Source organism: Kitasatospora sp. NPDC041917, assembly GCF_055589745.1.
This window is the reverse complement of the sequence record NZ_JBVJBI010000012.1, coordinates 162,230-177,549: the sequence shown is the minus strand read 5'-3', so window position 1 is coordinate 177,549 and position 15,320 is coordinate 162,230. Positions and strand designations below refer to the sequence as shown.

Genomic DNA, 15,320 nt, shown 5'->3' with positions numbered 1-15,320 from the left:
GAGAGCCGATCGGTGACCACTCGTCAACTGCTGGAGATCCCCTTCTCGTCCGGCCGGACCGGATCCGGCCCGGCCACCTGGGGCCAACGGGCCATCTGGGACGCCGTACGACAGCTGCCGCCGGCCGATGCGCCGCGCTACAACATCGCCACCGCGGCGCCGCTGGACCCGGGGCTGCCGCTGCCGGTCCTGCTGACCGCGCTGGAACAGCTGCTGCACCTGCACGACTCGCTGCACACCCGCCTGCTCCCGGACGAGGCCGGCGACCTCCGCCAGACCGTGGACGGCGAAGGCACCCTGGCCGTCCACCTGCTGACCGCCGGGGAAGGCCAGGACCCGGCCGGGCCGGGCGCCCGGCTGCACGAGGAACTGGCGGCCCAGGCCTTCGACACCGCCGTCCAGTGGCCGCTGCGGATCGGCGCGGTGACGGCGGACGGGCTGGTCCGGCACGTCAGCCTGGTGCTCTCGCACACCGCGGTGGACGGCTCCGGAATGAGCCGGCTGGTCGCCGACCTGGCCGCGCTCTGCCTCGGCGGCTCGCCCGAGGAGCTGGCCGAGCTGCGCCGATCCACCCGACAGCCGCTGGAGGAGGCCGAGTTCCAGACCTCCGACCGGGGCCTGCGGCGCGATGCGGCGGCCCGCAAGCAGTTCGTGCGCAAGCTCCGACTGGGCCCGGACCGGCTCTTCCCGCCGGCCGCCGAGCAGCCCGCCCGGTTCCCGAACGCGGTGCTCCGCTCCCCCGCCCTGCCCCGAGCCGTCGAGCGGGTGGCGGCCAGGCACCGGGTCAGCACGGGCTCGGTGCTGCTCGCCGCGACGGCGGCGATGACCGCCCGGCTCGCCGGCTCGACCGAGGCCGTGCTGAACGTCGTGGTCAACAACCGCTTCCTGCCCGAACTGGCCGACGCGGTGAGCGTGGTCGCGGGCGACGGCCTGTTCCGTCTTCCGGACGCCACGGCCGAGTTCGGCGAGGTGGTGCGCCGGACCCACGCCGCGGCGATCGGCACCTACCGGCACGCGTACTACGACAGGTCGGCCCTGGCCGCCGAGGTCGCGCGACTGACCGCGGAGGGCGTCCGACTCGCGGACCGCTCCTGCGTGTTCAACGACACCCGGGAGCTCCTCCCGGTGGCGGCCGACCCCGGCGAGGACCGGACCACGCTCACCTGGCCGGTGGAGTTCGAACCGCGCCCCGGCCTGACCTACGCCCTGGACGTCCTGCAGTCCGCCGAGGCGCTGAGCCTGGCCATGACGGCGGACCCGTCCCTGCTCCCGCGCGCCGCGATGGAACGATTCCTCTACGGCATCGAGGAGTTGATCCTCACCGAGGCCGCCGAGCGCGCTTGAACCTGACACTGATGTCAGGTTTTACCGTACCGGCATGACCACCACCGCCACCGCGACCCTGCTCACCCCGTACCGCCTCGGCCGGCTCGACCTGCCGAACCGCGTCGTCATGGCCCCGATGACGCGGTACCGGGCCGCCGAGGACGGTACGCCCCTGCCCGTCGTCGCCGAGCACTACGCCCAGCGCGCGAGCGCCGGCCTGATCGTCACCGAGGGCATCTGGCCCAGCCGGCAGGGCCAGTCCGGCTGGCGCCTGCCCGGCCTGGAGACGCCCGCGCACGTGGCCGGCTGGCGCGCGGTGACCGAGGCCGTGCACGCCGCCGGCGGCCGGATCGTCGCCCAGCTGATGCACGGCGGACGCCAGGGCCACCCGCTCAACCGGCTGCTCGGCGACGTCCCGGCCGGCCCCTCCGCCGTCCCCGCCCCGGGCCCGGTGCACGTCAAGGACGGCGGCAAGGCCGAGGCCGTCACCCCGCGCGCCATGACCCGCGAGGAGATCCACCGCACCGTCGCCGACCACGTCGGCTCCGCCCGCCTGGCCCTCGACGCCGGCTTCGACGCCGTCGAACTCCACGGCGCCAACTCCTACCTGATCCACCAGTTCCTGGCCGACAACACCAACCTGCGCACCGACGAGTACGGCCCGCGCACCCTCGCCGACCGGCTGCGCTTCCCGATCGAGCTGGTCACCGCCGTCGCCGAGGCCGTCGGCCCCGACCGCCTCGGCCTGCGACTGTCCCCCGGCAACCCGCAGTTCGGCATGCACGAGGCCGACCCCGCGCCGGTCTACCGCGCGCTGCTCGGCGAACTCGACGCCCTCGGCCTGGCCTACCTCCACCTCACCGACAACGACGACTACCCGGCCCTGGCCGACCTGCGACCGCGCTGGTCCGGCCCGCTGATCGGCAACGTCGGCGAGAACCGCGCCGCCACCGACCGCGAGCGCGGCGAGGCGGTGCTCGCCGCCGGCCTGGCCGACCTGGTCTCCTACGGCCGCGCCTTCATCGCCAACCCCGATCTGCCGGAACGGTTCGCCGCGGACGGTCCGCTCGCCCCCGTCGACCCCACCCACCTCTACGGCCAGGAGGCCACCGGCTACACCGACTACCCGCGCCTGCGACCGGCCGCCCGACCGTGAGCCGGATCGTGAGCCGGATCGCGCACCGACCCGCGATCCGGACCGGGTTCCGACCCGGGCTCCGGCCCGCGGACCGGCCGACGGCACCCCCGTCCTGACCGACTGTCAGTGCCACCCGCTATGGTCGGCCCCGAACGATCCCAGCACGAACAGCACCGCAGGGGGCACCATGACCACACCGGGCACCGGCCCGCTCACCACCGCCGACCTCGTGGAGGGCTGGCACCGGGCGGGCGTCCGCGAGGGCATGGCGCTGATCGTGCACTCCTCGCTCTCCAGCCTCGGCCGGGTCGAGGGCGGCGCGGCGGCCGTGGTGGCCAGCCTGCGCGCGGCGGTCGGGCCCGGCGGCACCGTCGCCGCGCCCACCTTCACCTCCGACACGGTCCGTGACCCGGCTCCCGGGCACAGCGGCGCCCCCGGGCCCGAAGTGGCCGAACTCCGGTCCGCCGTACCGATGTTCCACTCCGAGATGTCCTCCGCCACGGGCGCGGTGGCGGAGGCACTGCGCACCCTGCCGGAGAGCCTGCGCAGCACCCACCCGCAGGTCTCGGTCGCCGCCGTGGGCGCACACGCCCGGGAGGTCACCGCCCGGCGCTCGCTCGGCTTCGCCGTCGGCCGGGAGTCGCCCTTCGGCGCGCTGCACGACCTCGGCGGGTACGTGCTGCTGGTCGGCGTCGGCCACAACCGCAACACCTTCCTGCACTACGCGGAGACCTTCGCGCCCAACCGCCGGCTCAAGCTCCGCCGCTTCCCGATGGCGATCCAGGGCGAGCGGGTCTGGATCGAGGCACCGGACGTGGCGGACGACAACGACACCCACTTCCCTGTCGTGGGGCGGGAGTTCGAGGAGCGGGCGGGCATCCGCGAGGTGCTGGTCGGCGAGGCGGCCTGCCGCCTGGTCCCGGTCCGCGAGCTCATACCCTTCGCCGTCCGCCGCCTCACCGAACTGCTGGCGGCCGACGGCCCCGGAGCGGCATAGGCCGGGCCGACGGTCCCCGCCGTACGCGCGGAACCGCCGGCCCGATCCTCCTGTGCCGCCCTGCCGTCAGTGACGTCCCTCGTGCACCGAGCTGGTCTCCTGGATCTTCTTCCAGGACTTCGGCTCGACCGGGGGCTGCCCCGCGTCCCGGCCGGCGTCCGCGCCCGGCGCCAGCGAGGCCGAGGCTGAGGCCGCGGCAGCGGTGCCCGGCGGCACCGGTCCGACGGCGGGCTTGCTCGGGGTGAACAGCCAGGTGTTCAGCAGGTCCCCGAGCTTCTTCCCGGAGACCTGCTCGGCGTAGGCCTGGAACTCCGGAATGGTGGCGTTGCCGTAGCGGCGCTCGGTGGGCCAGCCCTTCAGGATCCGGAAGAACTTCTCGTCCCCGACGGCGTTGCGCAGCGCCTGGATGGCCAGCGCGCCGCGGTAGTACACCGCGAGGGAGAACTGGTTGTCCTCGCCCGGGTCGCCCGGCTTGACGGTCCAGAACGGGTCGTCGGCCGGGCGTGAGGCGTAGATGTAGTCGGCCAGTTCCTGTGCGGTGCCCTCGTTCTCGTGCTCGGACCAGAGGAACTGCGCATACTCGGCGAAGCCCTCGTTCAGCCAGATGTCGGACCAGCGGGAGAGCGAGACGCTGTCGCCGTACCACTGGTGGGCCAGCTCGTGCACGACCACCGACGTATTGGTGCCCCTGGCGAACAGCCCGGGGCCGTAGGAGACCCGGGTCTGGGTCTCCAGGGCGCCACTGGACGGGGTGTTGGCGACGTAGCCGCCGACGGAGCTGAACGGGTACTCGCCGAAGTAGCCGCTCAGCCAGTCCACCAACTCGCCGGTGCGCTCGATACTCGCCCGCGCCGCGGCGGCGTTGTCACCCAGATCCTTGCTGTACGCGTTGTAGACCGGCAGCCCGCTCGCCGTGGTGTCCCGGGTGACGTCGAACCTGCCGATCGCCAGCGTGGCCAGATAGGTCGCCTGCGGCTTGTTCTCCCGCCAGCTGTACCGGGTCCAGCCCGCCTGCGAGCTGGTGCCGGTCAGCACGCCGTTGCTGATCACCTGGTTGCCGTCCGGCACCAGCACCGAGACGTCGAAGGTCGCCTTGTCGCTCGGGTGATCATTGCTCGGGAACCACCAGCCGGCCGACACGGGCTCGCCGGCCACCACCGCACCGTCCGGGGTGCGGCGCCAGGCGGTGTAGCCGCCGTACTTCTCCACGGTGGACGGCACATCCTTGTACCGCACCACCACGGTGGCCTGGGCGCCCTTGGCCAGCGGCCGGGCAGGGGTGATCTCCAGTTCCTGATCGCCGCTGGTGGCGAAGGTCGCGGGCCGCCCGTTGACCCGGACCTCGGAGACCTTCAGCGCGAAGTCGAGGTTGAACCGGGAGAGGTCCTGGGTCGCCGTGGCCAGGATCGTCGTGGTGCCCTCCAGCTCGTCGGTGGCGGGCTGGTACTTCAGCCGGATGTCGTAGTGCGACACGCTGTACCCGCCGTTGCCGAGGGTCGGGTAGTACGGGTCCCCGACCCCGTCCGCGCCGGGTTGGAAGTCGGAAGCGGAAGCGGGAACGGCCAGGAACAGGCTCAGGGCACTGGCGGCGGAGACGATCAGCCTCTTGCGCACATGGTCCTCCAGGAATCACCGGAACGACGGGGTCGAATCGATCCTTCTCCCGTCAACCCCTCGCCCACTCCCCGATCGTGAGATCTTCATGAAAAGAAACGCGCCGACATGACGGCTCCGGAGCGGTACCGCGGAGCCGTCACGTCGGCTGGTCCGGCATGTCGTCAGTTATGGGCTTCGTGCACCGAGTTGGTCTCCTGGATCTTCTTCCAGGACTTCGGCTCGGCCGGGGGCTGCCCCGCGTCCCGGCCGGTGTTCGCGCCCGGCGCCAGCGAGGCCGAGGCAGCGGTGCCCGGCGGCACCGGTCCGACGGCGGGCTTGCTCGGGGTGAACAGCCAGGTGTTCAGCACGTCGCCGAGCTTCTTCCCGGAGACCTGCTCGGCGTAGGCCTGGAACTCCGGAATCGTGGCGTTGCCGTAGCGGCGCTCGGTGGGCCAGCCCTTCAGGATCCGGAAGAACTTCTCGTCCCCGACGGCGTTGCGCAGCGCCTGGACGGCCACCGCACCGCGCTCGTAGACCGCACCGGAGAACTGGTCGTCCGGGCCCGGGTCGCCCGGCTTGATCTTCCAGAACGGGTCGTCGGCCGGGTGCGAGGCGTAGACGTAGTCGGCCAGTTCCTGCGCGGTGCCCTCGTTCTCGTGCTCCGACCAGAGGAACTGCGCGTACCGGGCGAAGCCCTCGTTCAGCCAGATGTCGCTCCAGCGGGAGAGCGAGACGCTGTCGCCGTACCACTGGTGGGCCAGCTCGTGCACGACCACGGAGGTGTTGGAGCCCTTGGCGAACTGCCGGGGGCTGTAGAAGATCCGGGTCTGGGTCTCCAGGGCGTAGCCGGTCGGCACATTGGGGACGTAGCCGCCGACGGAGCTGAACGGGTACTCGCCGAAGTAGCCGCTCAGCCAGTCCACCAGCTCGCCGGTGCGCTCGACGCTCGCCCGGGCCGCGTCGGCGTTCTCCCCGAGGTCCTTGCTGTACGCGTTGTAGACCGGCAGCCCGCTGGCCGTGGTGTCCCGGGTGACGTCGAACTTGCCGATCGCCAGCGTGGCCAGGTACGTCGCCTGCGGCTTGTTCTCGCGCCAGCTGTACCGGGTCCAGCCCGCCTGGGAGGTGGTGCCGGTCAGCACGCCGTTGCTGATCGCCTGGGTGCCGTCCGGCACGAGGACCGAGACGTCGTAGGTGGCCTTGTCGGTCGGGTGGTCGTTGCTCGGGAACCACCACCAGGCCGCCTCGGGCTCGTTCGCCGCGATCCCGCCGTCCGGCGTGCGGTGCCAGCTGGTGAAGCCGTACCGCTTCACGGTGGACGGCACGCCCTTGTAGCGCACCACCACGGTGGCCTGGGCGCCCTTGGCGAGCGGCCGGGCGGGGGTGATCTCCAGCTCCTGCTCGCCGCTGGTGGCGAAGGTCGCGGGCCGCCCGTTGACCCGGACCTCGGAGACGTTCAGCGCGAAGTCGAGGTTGAACCGGGAGAGGTTCTGGGTCGCCGTGGCGAGGATCGTCGTGGTGCCCTCCAGTTCGTCGGTGGCGGGCTGGTACTTCAGCCGGATGTCGTAGTGGGAGACGCGGTAGCCGCCGTTTCCGTAGGTCGGGTAGTACGGGTCGCCGACCCCGGCCGCGCCGGGTTGGAAGTCGGAAGCCGAGGCGGGAACGGCCAGGAACAGGCTCAGGGCACTGGCAGCAGAGACGATCAGCCTCTTGCGCACGTGGTCCTCCAGGGATCACCGGAACGATGGGGTTGGATCGATCCTTGTCCCGGGTGCGCCCCGTCCACTCCCAAATTGTGAGATGTTCATGAAAAGAAACCCGCCGACATGACGGCTTCGCAGCGCTGCCGCGAAGCCGTCACACCCTCCCGCGGGCCCCACCCGGCGCCCGCATCCCACCCGTCACCCCCGCCCCACCCGCCACTCACGCTCCGAGCGTCACCGGTGCCCGCACCAGCGAGCCGTACTCCGTCCACGAGCCGTCGTAGTTCTTCACGTGCGGGTACCCGAGCAGCTCGGTGAGCGCGAACCAGGTGTGCGCGGAGCGCTCGCCGATCCGGCAGTACGCGATCACCTCGCGCTCCGCTTCCACGCCCTTCCCCGCGTACAGCTCCCGCAGTTCCTCCGCCGAGCGGAACGACCCGTCGTCGTTGGCCGCCTGCGACCAGGGGACGTTGACCGCGCCCGGGATGTGCCCGGGCACCTGCGCCTGCTCCTGCGGAAGGTGCGGGGGTGCGATCAGCTCGCCCCGGAACTCGGCCGGCGAGCGGACGTCCACCAGCACCGCGTCCGCCCCGGGCTTGGCGAACACCTCCGCCTTGGCCAGGACTTCGTCCCGCAGCGCCCGCAGCTCCGGCCGTTCGGGCCCGCCGATCCGGTAGCCGGTGTGCTGGTAGTCCATCACCTCGGGGGTGAGCTCCCGCCCCTCCAGCTCCCACTTCTTGCGCCCGCCGTCCAGCAGCCGCACCGGCCCGTAGCCGCGCAGCCGCAGCAGCCAGTAGGCGTAGGCGGCGAACCAGTTGTTGTTGCCGCCGTAGAGCACGACGGTGGTGTCGTCCTCGACCCCGGCCGCCCGCAGCAGGTGCTGGACGCCGTCGCGGTCGACGTAGTCCCGGCCGACCTGGCTGTGCAGGTCGGTGGTCCAGTTCCAGCCGACCGCGCCGGGGATGTGGTCCCGGTCGTAGGCCTCGGTGTCCTCGTCCACCTCGACGACCCGGATCGTCCCGTCGTCCAGGTGGTGGGCCAGCCATTCGGTGCGGACCAACGTCTCGGGGTGCGCGTAGCCGTTGCCGGTCATCCCAGGCCCTCCTTCGCTCTGCCCAGGTTGCTGCGCCCGACGGGGCACGGTGGGCCGCACGAGGACGGCAGGGCGTACGGGCACGGCAAGGCGCCGGCGACCGGGCCGGACAGTTCGAACCTACGCCGCCCGTGCGGCCCCGGCCACCCGGCCGGGAGATCCGCCCGGTCACCCCCGCCCGGGAAGCCCGCCCGTGCGCCGTCAGCCCTGCGCCGCGCCGTCGAGCCGCGCCACGCAGTACAGGTTCAGCACGTCCCCCTCGACCCGCTTCGCCTCGACCGAGCGGAACCCGGCCACCGCCGGCATCCGCCGGGCCGTCTGCTCGCCCCAGACCGTCCCGAGGCCCTCCCCGCCCTCACCGAGCGAGATCGTCATGCAGTGGAAGGTCGAGAAGGTGTAGAGCGCGGGCGCCAGCGGCACGATCGCGTCCACCCGAACGGCCCCACGGCACAGGCGGTGGGGCCGTTCGGCGGATGGTCCGGCGGCTCCCGACGCGGCGCCGGACCGTTCGGATCAGCGGTGACGGTCCGCTCAGGAGAAGACGACGGAGCGCAGCTTCAGCCGGTCGCCGAGCTTCTTGCCGGGGTTCATGACGTAGAACACGTCACCCGCGCAGCCGGAGTCCAGGAAGACCGTGGCCGTGGAGCGGGTGAGGTTCTCCGGCGCGAAGCCCGGAGCGTCCTCGGTCGTCCACGGCAGGTCGATGCACTCGCCGCTCCGCGGGTCGGCGAGGCCGGTGAGGACCCCGGGGCCGACCTTGTAGAGGAAATCGCCCTCCGCGGCGTTGGCGGAGAAGGGAACGGCGAGGACGAGGGCGACGGCGCTGGCGGCGGCGAGCACGGCGTTGCGGAGACGCATGGGTGAGGGCCTTTCAGGTGGTACCCGGCGGTACCCGGATTCATCGGTGCGAGATCACCCTAGAGGCCCAAAATCCGCAAAAACGGTTCTTCTAATCCACCTATTCGAGTGGTTTAAAGGTTGAAACCGCTACCCGTCACCCTGCGGAGGTCCACCGGAAACCCCCGTCAGTTCGGCGGAGCGGTGAAGTAGTACCCCGAGTCGACGAGCACCGGCAGGTACGCCTTCAGCGCCGCCACCGTCTGCGAGCGGTCCCCGCCGCCGTCGTGGTTGAGCACGATCGACCCGGGCCGGACGTTCTTGAGGATCCGGTCGATGATCGCCGAGGTGCCGGGCCGGGCCCAGTCCCTCGGGTCCACCGACCAGGCCATGTTCCGCATCCCGAGGTCGGCGGCCACCTTGAGCGAGGCCGCGGACCAGTCCCCGCCCGGCGCGCGGAACCAGGTGGGCTGCCGGCCGGTGGTGCGGTGCAGCAGGTCGGAGGTGCGCTCCAGCTCGTCCCGCACCTTGGCCTCGGACAGGTGCCGCAGGTCCGGGTGGGTCCAGGTGTGGTTGGCGATGTGGTGGCCGCGGTCCGCGATCTCCCGCACCAGGGCGGGGTGCTCGACCGCGTTCTCGCCGATCAGGAAGAACGTCGCCCTGATCCCGTACTGCTCCAACAGCGTCAGCACGGTCGGCGTGTGGCGGGGGTCCGGGCCGTCGTCGATGGTGAGCGCCACCACCCGCCGCTCCGGGTCCAGGTCGTACACCGGCTTGGCCTCCGCCTCGGTGAGCACCCGGCGTACGGGCGCCGCACTCGGCGCGGCGGACGGCGGCGCCGACGAGGACGCCGCGGACGGCGTGCCCCCCGGGGTCACCGACGGCGCGGCGGCCGCGGCCGGTGCGGCACCCGGCCCTCCCGGCGCCCCCTCGGGCCCCACCGGGGCGGACGGGGCGGCGGCGCCGCCCGCCCCGTCCGCGGCTCCGCCCTCCCCGCCGCCCACGTAGCTCCGACATCCGGCAGCCGTGCCCAGGAGGGACATTCCCGCCGCAACCAGTAGCAATCTGCGCGAAGTAATCTGACGATCTGACAGCATTGTGGATGCATGCCCCGGCCGTCGCCGCCCCTCCCGGGGGCAACTCCGACGGCCCCGATCACCACTCCGACGGCCCAGGGCCATCGGCCGTCCACCCCGCCCCCGAAGATCTTCCACGGATCTTCCCCGACCGGACGCTCCACCTCCTGTCCGGACCGCTACGCTGTGCCTTCCCCAGTGTGATGATCTGCCATCAGAGGACGTGGCCATGACGACAAGTCAGGACTCCCCCCGCCCGGGCCCGCAGGACGACGACTCCCCCGAGCTCAGCCAGTGGGAACGTTTCGGCGTCGACACCACCGCCCCGCACTCTGCGCGCGTGTACGACTACTGGCTGGGCGGGAAGACCAACTTCCCGCCGGACCGCGCCATGGGGCAGGCCATCGAGCAGGCCGTTCCCAGCGTCAAGGCGATGGCCAAGGCCAACCGGGCGTTCCAGGGCCGGGCCGTGCGCTACCTGGCCCGGGAGCACGGCATCCGCCAGTTCCTCGACCTCGGCACCGGCATCCCGACCTCGCCGAACACCCACGAGATCGCCGAGGCGGTCAGCCCCGGGACCCGGGTGGTCTACGTCGACAACGACCCGATCGTGCTCGCCCACGCCCGCGCGCTGATGGTCTCCAGCCCGGCCAGCCGCACCACCTACATCCACGCCGACCTGCGCAAGCCCGAGGAGCTGTTCGCCGACCCGGCGCTCACCGCCACCCTCGACCTCACCCAGCCGGTCGGCCTGCTGATGATCGCCGTCCTGATGCTGATCGCCGACGAGGACGACCCGTGGGGCCGGGTGGCCGCGCTGCGCGACGCCCTTCCGGCCGGCAGCTGCATCGCCCTGACCACCCCGACCCCGGACTTCGACCCGGAGGCCGTCGGCAAGGTCGCCGAAGCCGCCCGGGCCGGCGGGATGACCCTGGTGCCGCGCGGCTACGACGACGTGGTCCGCTTCTTCGACGGCTGGGATCTGGTCGAGCCGGGCGTCGCCCCGGTGCTGGCCTGGCGCCCGGACGGCGAGCCCCCGGCCGACCCGAAGGCCGCGTACTACTGGGGCGGCGTCGCCATCAAGCGCTGACCGACGAACGCCGGGTGGGACGGCCGCGAACCGTCCCACCCACCGCGGCCGTCACTTCAGCAGCCGCGACAGCCGCCGGTCCGCCAGCGGCTTGCCCCCGGTCTGGCAGGTCGGGCAGTACTGGAACGAGGAGTCCGCGAAGGACACCTCACGAATCGTGTCCCCGCAGACCGGGCAGGGCTGACCGGTCCGGCCGTGCACCCGCAGCCCGAGCTTCTTCTCCGCCTTCAGCTCCCCCGCCGCCAGCCCGCGCGAACGCTCCACCGCCTCGCGCAGCGTGCCGCCCAGCGCCTCGTACAGCCGGGCCACCTCGTCCTCCGTCAGGCTCCCGGCGAGCTTGTACGGCGACATCCGGGCCGCGTGCAGCACCTCGTCCGAGTAGGCGTTGCCCACCCCCGCCAGCACACCCTGGTCCCGCAGCACACCCTTGAGCCGCCGCCGCTCGCCGTGCAACAGCACCGCGAAGTCCGCCAGGGTGAACGCCGGGTCCAGCGGGTCCGGCCCGAGCCGGGCCACCCCCGGCACCTCCGCCGGATCCCGCACCACGTACACCGCCAGCCCCTTCTTCGACCCCGCCTCGGTGAGGTCGAACCCGTCCCCGGCCTCACCCGCCAGCCGCACCCGCAACGCCAACGGGTTGCGCGGCCCCGGCCGCGGCGGCTCGACGGGCAGGCCCTCCTTCCACCGCAGCCAACCGGCCCGGGCCAGGTGAACCACCAGGTGCAGCCCCTCGGCCTCGACGTCCAGGAACTTCCCGCGCCTGCCCACCGCCCCGACCGTCCGCCCCTCCAACGCCGTCACCGGCGGGTCGTACGTCTTCAGCGCACTGATCGCCACCGGCTGCACCCGAGCGATCACCCGCCCGATCAACCGCTCGGACAAAAAGACACTCAACGCCTCGACCTCGGGCAGCTCCGGCATGCGCCCAGTCTCCCCCACCCCACCACCCCCCGCGCGCCCGAGAGCGCCCCCTCCCGCCCCCCCCTTTGCCCACCCCCACCCCAAGGCGCACGCTGGACCCAGGGAGGTGCCGCGCACAATGAGCACCCTTGAGGAACAGATCGACATCGCCGCCCCCGTCCTCGCCGCCTGGGAGCAACTGCACCGGGTGCACGAGTACCCCCGGTTCGTCGACGGCGTCAGCAGCGCCCAGCCGCACGGCCGGAACCTCGCGCACCTCGGGGTGGAGGTCGACGGCGCGCGGCGCTCGGTCGATGCCGAGATCACCGACCGCGGCCGGGGCCGGGTGATGGCCTGGCGGACCCTGGATCCGCTCCCGCTGCGCGGCGCCTTCGCGCTGCTGCCGCTCGATGCCCGGCACACCCGGTTGCAGATCCGGGTGGAGTACGACGCGGAGGCGGTGCGGCGCGAGTTCGGCGGGCCGCGCGGTTTCGCCCAGGCCGGGGCGATCGAGCGGGCGGTGCGGGAGGATCTGGACCATTTCCGGGAGCTGGTCGAGGCGCGGGTGAACGCCGTCGGGGCCGGCCCGGAACCGTCGGACACCCGGGCGCAGGCTCCCGGCGCCACCCGTAAGCATCGGATAAGCCCAGCTCAGCGCGGTCGGTGAGGCTCTTCACAGCGCACCGTCCGGCAGACCGTTTCGGTTTCAACCTGTGGCAGACTCGGGTGCCATGGACATCGGGCCGGTCACCAGGACGCTCCGCGCGGCGGTCTTCGCCGCGCTGGTCGTGCTGCTCGCCGGGCTCGGCCAGGTGCTGGTCACCGGCCGTACGCTGCCGGTCGGCCCGATGCTGCTGGCCTCGGCCGCCGTCTTCGCGGTGGCCTTCTCGCTGGCCGGCCGCGAGCGCGGCTTCCCGGCGATCGCGGCGGTGTTCCTGCCCCTGGAGCTGGGCGCCGGCGCGCTGTTCGACCTCGCGCAGAGCACGTGTCCCTCGCTGCCGCCCGGCGCCGGGCACGGCCTCCAGCCGCTGCTGTGCGGTGGCGGTTCGCTCGGCGGTTTCCTGCTCGGTCACGGCGTCTCCGCCCGGACCGGTGTGCTGCTGCTCCTGCTGCTGCACACGGTGATCGCGCTGGCCGGCGCCTACTGGCTGCGCCGTGCGGACGCCGCGCTGTGCTGCCTGGCCGGCGCCGTCCGGATGGTGGGCGAGTTCCTGCACCGCCATCTGCCGGCCGCCGCCCGCTGGCTGCGGCTGCTGGCCGCCCCGCTGCCGGCCCGTCCGCCGGCGCGGGTGCCGTTCCCCCGGGCCAGCCGTGCGCTGGTCCCCGCCGAGGACGTCGTCGTCCGCCCGGCCGTCCGGCGCGGTCCGCCGGTGTTCGCCCTGGCCGTCTGAGCCGCGGGCCTCCCCGCCCGCTCAGTCGGCTGTTCTCTCCCCCGCGCAGGCCCCGACCGGCCGCGCCGCCCCGTACGCCCGAGAGCACAGGACGACACCCCATGAGCAACACCCGCAAGACCGCCAAGAAGGCCTCCGCCACCGACCGCATGCGCGTCGCCCGCGCCCAGGCCGAGCGCTCCGAGCGCATCCGCCGCCGGGTGGTGGTCGGCGGCGCCTCGGTCGCCGTCCTCGCCCTCGCGGCGGGCGTGGCCTTCGCCGTCGGCGGCTCCTCCGGCTCCGGTTCGAGCGCCGCGAACGGCCCGCTGGTCGTGCCGGCCAACGCGAGCGGCACCGACGGCACCGTGATCACCTACGGCAAGGCCGACGCCCCGCACACCCTGGACGTCTACGAGGACTTCCGCTGCCCGTTCTGCGAGCAGTTGGAGACCACCACGGGCACGGCGATCCAGCAGCTCGCGGACGACGGCACGTACAAGGTCCAGTACCACCTGGCGACGTTCCTGGACAACAACCTCGGCGGCAAGGGCTCGCGCACCGCGCTGGCCGCGGCCGGCGCCGCGCTGAACGAGGGCGTGGACAAGTTCAAGGCCTTCCACGACGTGCTGTACGCCAACCAGCCGGACGAGCGCAGCGACGCCTTCGGCGACGTCAACCACGTCCTGGACCTGGCCGGCCAGGTGCCCGGCCTGAAGACGGACGCCTTCGTGAAGGCCGTCCAGGACGGCACCTACGCGCCGTGGGCGGCCAAGGTCAACGAGGAGTTCAACAAGAGCGACGTCACCGGCACCCCGACCGTCAAGCTGGACGGCCGGAAGCTGGACGTCCTCTCCAACGGCAAGGCCGTCTCCCCCGAGCAGTTCACCGCGATGGTCAAGCAGGTGACCGGATGACGGCCGGCGCGCCCGACGTACGGCCCACGTACGGCGCGAGCCGCCCGTTCGCCTGGCTGCTGCTGATCGGCGGCGCCGTCGGCCTGTTCGCCTCGGCGGTCCTCACCCTGGACAAGATCCGGCTGCTGGAGGACCCGTCCTACGTCCCCAACTGCAACATCAACCCGATCATCAGTTGCGGTTCGATCATGCGCAGCGCGCAGGCGGAGGCCTTCGGCTTCCCCAACTCGCTGATCGGGCTGGTCGCCTTCGGGGTGGTCGTCGCGGTCGGTGCCGGGCTGCTCTCGGGGGCGGCGTTCCGGCGCTGGTTCTGGCTCGGCCTGCAGGCCGGGACGGTGTTCGGGGTCGGCTTCGTGACCTGGCTGATGTACCAGGCGCTGTACCGGATCGGTGCGCTCTGCCCGTACTGCATGGTGGTGTGGACCGCGGTGATCCCGCTGTTCTGGTACACCACGCTGCACAACCTGCGCTCGGGCGTGATCCCGGTGGGCCCGCGGCTGCGGACGGCCGTCCGGGAGGCGGCCCGCTACCACTGGGTCGTCCCGGCCCTCTGGTACGCGGTGATCGCGCTGCTGATCCTCGACCGGTTCTGGTACTACTGGAGCACCCTGATCTGATCCCGTCCGCCGCCCCTTCCCCCGCGGCAGGGGCGGCGGACCGTCTCCCGGTGAGGCCGCCGATGCGCCGCAGGATCGTCCTCTTCGTCTCCCTGTCCGTGGACGGCTACTTCGAGGGCCCGGACCACGACCTCGGCTGGAACCTCGTCGACGACGAGGTGCACACCCACTTCAATCGCGAGCTCGCCCGAATGGGTGGTTTCGTCTCCGGCCGGGTGACGCACGAGCTGATGGCCTCCGTCTGGCCCACCGCCGACCAGGACCCGGCCGCCGACGGTCCGACGGCCGAGTTCGCGGGCATCTGGCGCGCGATGCCGAAGACCGTCTTCTCCCGCACCCTCGACCACGCCGACTGGAACACCACCGTCGTCCACGAGGTCACCCCGGAGTCGGTCGCCGCCCTCACCGCCGGCCCCGGCGGCGACCTCTGCCTCAGCGGCGCGAACCTGGCCGAGTCCTTCCTCGCCCTCGACCTGATCGACGAGTTCCGGCTCTACGTCCACCCCGTCGTGCTCGGCCGCGGCACGCTCTTCTTCCGCCCGACCGGCCACCCCACCCCGCTCGCCCTGGCCGAGACCCACCGCTTCACCAACGGCGTGACGCTGCTGCGCTACGAGCGCGTCGGCCCGTCGCCCCTGGACGGGTGACGGGCCGGCGCGACGGACG

At 72.7% G+C, this 15,320-nt stretch carries 17 protein-coding genes; 10 read left to right on the top strand and 7 right to left on the bottom strand.

Going from position 1 to position 15,320, the window contains the following annotated elements:
* The first annotated feature begins 12 nt into the window (after nt 1–12).
* From ACZ6EM_RS17535 to ACZ6EM_RS17525, 3 genes are all read left to right on the top strand, one after another.
* Nucleotides 13–1,344, top strand: coding sequence for a condensation domain-containing protein (locus tag ACZ6EM_RS17535; RefSeq protein ID WP_401049470.1), 1,332 nt, complete (start codon nt 13–15; stop codon nt 1,342–1,344).
* Between the two features lie 34 nt (nt 1,345–1,378).
* The gene (locus ACZ6EM_RS17530) at nt 1,379–2,482 is read left to right on the top strand and encodes an alkene reductase (RefSeq protein ID WP_465772698.1); all 1,104 of its coding nucleotides are present in this window, start codon (nt 1,379–1,381) and stop codon (nt 2,480–2,482) included.
* Between the two features lie 169 nt (nt 2,483–2,651).
* The gene (locus ACZ6EM_RS17525) at nt 2,652–3,461 is read left to right on the top strand and encodes an AAC(3) family N-acetyltransferase (RefSeq protein WP_465772697.1); all 810 of its coding nucleotides are present in this window, start codon (nt 2,652–2,654) and stop codon (nt 3,459–3,461) included.
* Between the two features lie 66 nt (nt 3,462–3,527).
* Here ACZ6EM_RS17525 and ACZ6EM_RS17520 read toward each other — a convergent pair whose 3' ends face one another.
* The 6 genes from ACZ6EM_RS17520 to ACZ6EM_RS17495 form a co-directional block, all read right to left on the bottom strand.
* A complete protein-coding gene (locus ACZ6EM_RS17520; protein WP_465772696.1) occupies nt 3,528–5,075 on the bottom strand; it encodes a M1 family metallopeptidase in 1,548 nt (515 codons plus the stop codon).
* A 164-nt stretch (nt 5,076–5,239) separates the two neighbouring features.
* Nucleotides 5,240–6,772 (bottom strand): M1 family metallopeptidase, encoded by a 1,533-nt coding sequence (locus tag ACZ6EM_RS17515; protein ID WP_465772695.1) that lies wholly within the window; start codon nt 6,770–6,772, stop codon nt 5,240–5,242.
* Nucleotides 6,773–6,977: 205 nt separating this feature from the next.
* The gene (locus ACZ6EM_RS17510; RefSeq protein ID WP_401052288.1) at nt 6,978–7,850 is read right to left on the bottom strand and encodes a sulfurtransferase; all 873 of its coding nucleotides are present in this window, start codon (nt 7,848–7,850) and stop codon (nt 6,978–6,980) included.
* A 201-nt stretch (nt 7,851–8,051) separates the two neighbouring features.
* The gene (locus tag ACZ6EM_RS17505) at nt 8,052–8,282 is read right to left on the bottom strand and encodes a hypothetical protein (RefSeq protein ID WP_401052290.1); all 231 of its coding nucleotides are present in this window, start codon (nt 8,280–8,282) and stop codon (nt 8,052–8,054) included.
* Nucleotides 8,283–8,381: 99 nt separating this feature from the next.
* The gene (locus ACZ6EM_RS17500) at nt 8,382–8,708 is read right to left on the bottom strand and encodes a hypothetical protein (RefSeq protein ID WP_401052292.1); all 327 of its coding nucleotides are present in this window, start codon (nt 8,706–8,708) and stop codon (nt 8,382–8,384) included.
* A gap of 167 nt (nt 8,709–8,875) precedes the next feature.
* A complete protein-coding gene (locus ACZ6EM_RS17495; protein ID WP_359904878.1) occupies nt 8,876–9,484 on the bottom strand; it encodes a polysaccharide deacetylase family protein in 609 nt (202 codons plus the stop codon).
* Between ACZ6EM_RS17495 and ACZ6EM_RS17490 the strand changes: the two genes are divergently transcribed.
* Together ACZ6EM_RS17490 and ACZ6EM_RS17485 are read left to right on the top strand one after the other, a co-directional pair.
* Nucleotides 9,477–9,695 (top strand): hypothetical protein, encoded by a 219-nt coding sequence (locus ACZ6EM_RS17490; protein WP_452178021.1) that lies wholly within the window; start codon nt 9,477–9,479, stop codon nt 9,693–9,695. The two genes, ACZ6EM_RS17495 and ACZ6EM_RS17490, sit on opposite strands and share 8 nt — an antisense overlap.
* A gap of 297 nt (nt 9,696–9,992) precedes the next feature.
* Nucleotides 9,993–10,853, top strand: coding sequence for an SAM-dependent methyltransferase (locus ACZ6EM_RS17485; RefSeq protein ID WP_387686810.1), 861 nt, complete (start codon nt 9,993–9,995; stop codon nt 10,851–10,853).
* A gap of 51 nt (nt 10,854–10,904) precedes the next feature.
* Here ACZ6EM_RS17485 and ACZ6EM_RS17480 read toward each other — a convergent pair whose 3' ends face one another.
* The gene (locus ACZ6EM_RS17480) at nt 10,905–11,774 is read right to left on the bottom strand and encodes an Fpg/Nei family DNA glycosylase (RefSeq protein WP_452178020.1); all 870 of its coding nucleotides are present in this window, start codon (nt 11,772–11,774) and stop codon (nt 10,905–10,907) included.
* 118 nt (nt 11,775–11,892) lie between these two features.
* On the opposite strand from ACZ6EM_RS17480, the gene ACZ6EM_RS17475 reads away from it, so the two are divergent.
* The 5 genes from ACZ6EM_RS17475 (at nt 11,893) to ACZ6EM_RS17455 (ending at nt 15,301) form a co-directional block, all read left to right on the top strand.
* Complete coding sequence (locus ACZ6EM_RS17475) at nt 11,893–12,420, top strand: SRPBCC family protein (protein ID WP_465772694.1); 528 nt, start codon at nt 11,893–11,895, stop codon at nt 12,418–12,420.
* A gap of 64 nt (nt 12,421–12,484) precedes the next feature.
* Nucleotides 12,485–13,144 carry a hypothetical protein gene (locus ACZ6EM_RS17470; RefSeq protein WP_359909133.1) on the top strand — a complete coding sequence of 220 codons (660 nt, stop codon included), beginning with the start codon at nt 12,485–12,487 and terminating at the stop codon, nt 13,142–13,144.
* Between the two features lie 101 nt (nt 13,145–13,245).
* Entirely contained in the window at nt 13,246–14,037 is a 792-nt protein-coding gene (locus ACZ6EM_RS17465) for a DsbA family protein (protein ID WP_452178018.1), read from the top strand.
* Nucleotides 14,034–14,654, top strand: coding sequence for a vitamin K epoxide reductase family protein (locus ACZ6EM_RS17460; protein WP_465772693.1), 621 nt, complete (start codon nt 14,034–14,036; stop codon nt 14,652–14,654). Before ACZ6EM_RS17465 ends, ACZ6EM_RS17460 begins: the two co-directional genes overlap by 4 nt.
* Nucleotides 14,655–14,716: 62 nt before the next feature.
* Nucleotides 14,717–15,301: a dihydrofolate reductase family protein gene (locus tag ACZ6EM_RS17455; protein ID WP_401051110.1), complete on the top strand. Its 585-nt coding sequence runs from the start codon at nt 14,717–14,719 to the stop codon at nt 15,299–15,301.
* The last annotated feature ends 19 nt before the right edge of the window (nt 15,302–15,320 follow it).

Coding starts and splice junctions, on each gene's coding strand:
- ACZ6EM_RS17530 (WP_465772698.1), top strand. CDS start 1,379: ATGACCACCACCGCCACCGCGACCCTGCTCACCCCGTACCGCCTCGGC.
- ACZ6EM_RS17525 (WP_465772697.1), top strand. CDS start 2,652: ATGACCACACCGGGCACCGGCCCGCTCACCACCGCCGACCTCGTGGAG.
- ACZ6EM_RS17510 (WP_401052288.1), bottom strand. CDS start 7,850: ATGACCGGCAACGGCTACGCGCACCCCGAGACGTTGGTCCGCACCGAA.
- ACZ6EM_RS17500 (WP_401052292.1), bottom strand. CDS start 8,708: ATGCGTCTCCGCAACGCCGTGCTCGCCGCCGCCAGCGCCGTCGCCCTC.
- ACZ6EM_RS17485 (WP_387686810.1), top strand. CDS start 9,993: ATGACGACAAGTCAGGACTCCCCCCGCCCGGGCCCGCAGGACGACGAC.
- ACZ6EM_RS17480 (WP_452178020.1), bottom strand. CDS start 11,774: ATGCCGGAGCTGCCCGAGGTCGAGGCGTTGAGTGTCTTTTTGTCCGAG.
- ACZ6EM_RS17475 (WP_465772694.1), top strand. CDS start 11,893: ATGAGCACCCTTGAGGAACAGATCGACATCGCCGCCCCCGTCCTCGCC.
- ACZ6EM_RS17470 (WP_359909133.1), top strand. CDS start 12,485: ATGGACATCGGGCCGGTCACCAGGACGCTCCGCGCGGCGGTCTTCGCC.
- ACZ6EM_RS17465 (WP_452178018.1), top strand. CDS start 13,246: ATGAGCAACACCCGCAAGACCGCCAAGAAGGCCTCCGCCACCGACCGC.
- ACZ6EM_RS17460 (WP_465772693.1), top strand. CDS start 14,034: ATGACGGCCGGCGCGCCCGACGTACGGCCCACGTACGGCGCGAGCCGC.
- ACZ6EM_RS17455 (WP_401051110.1), top strand. CDS start 14,717: ATGCGCCGCAGGATCGTCCTCTTCGTCTCCCTGTCCGTGGACGGCTAC.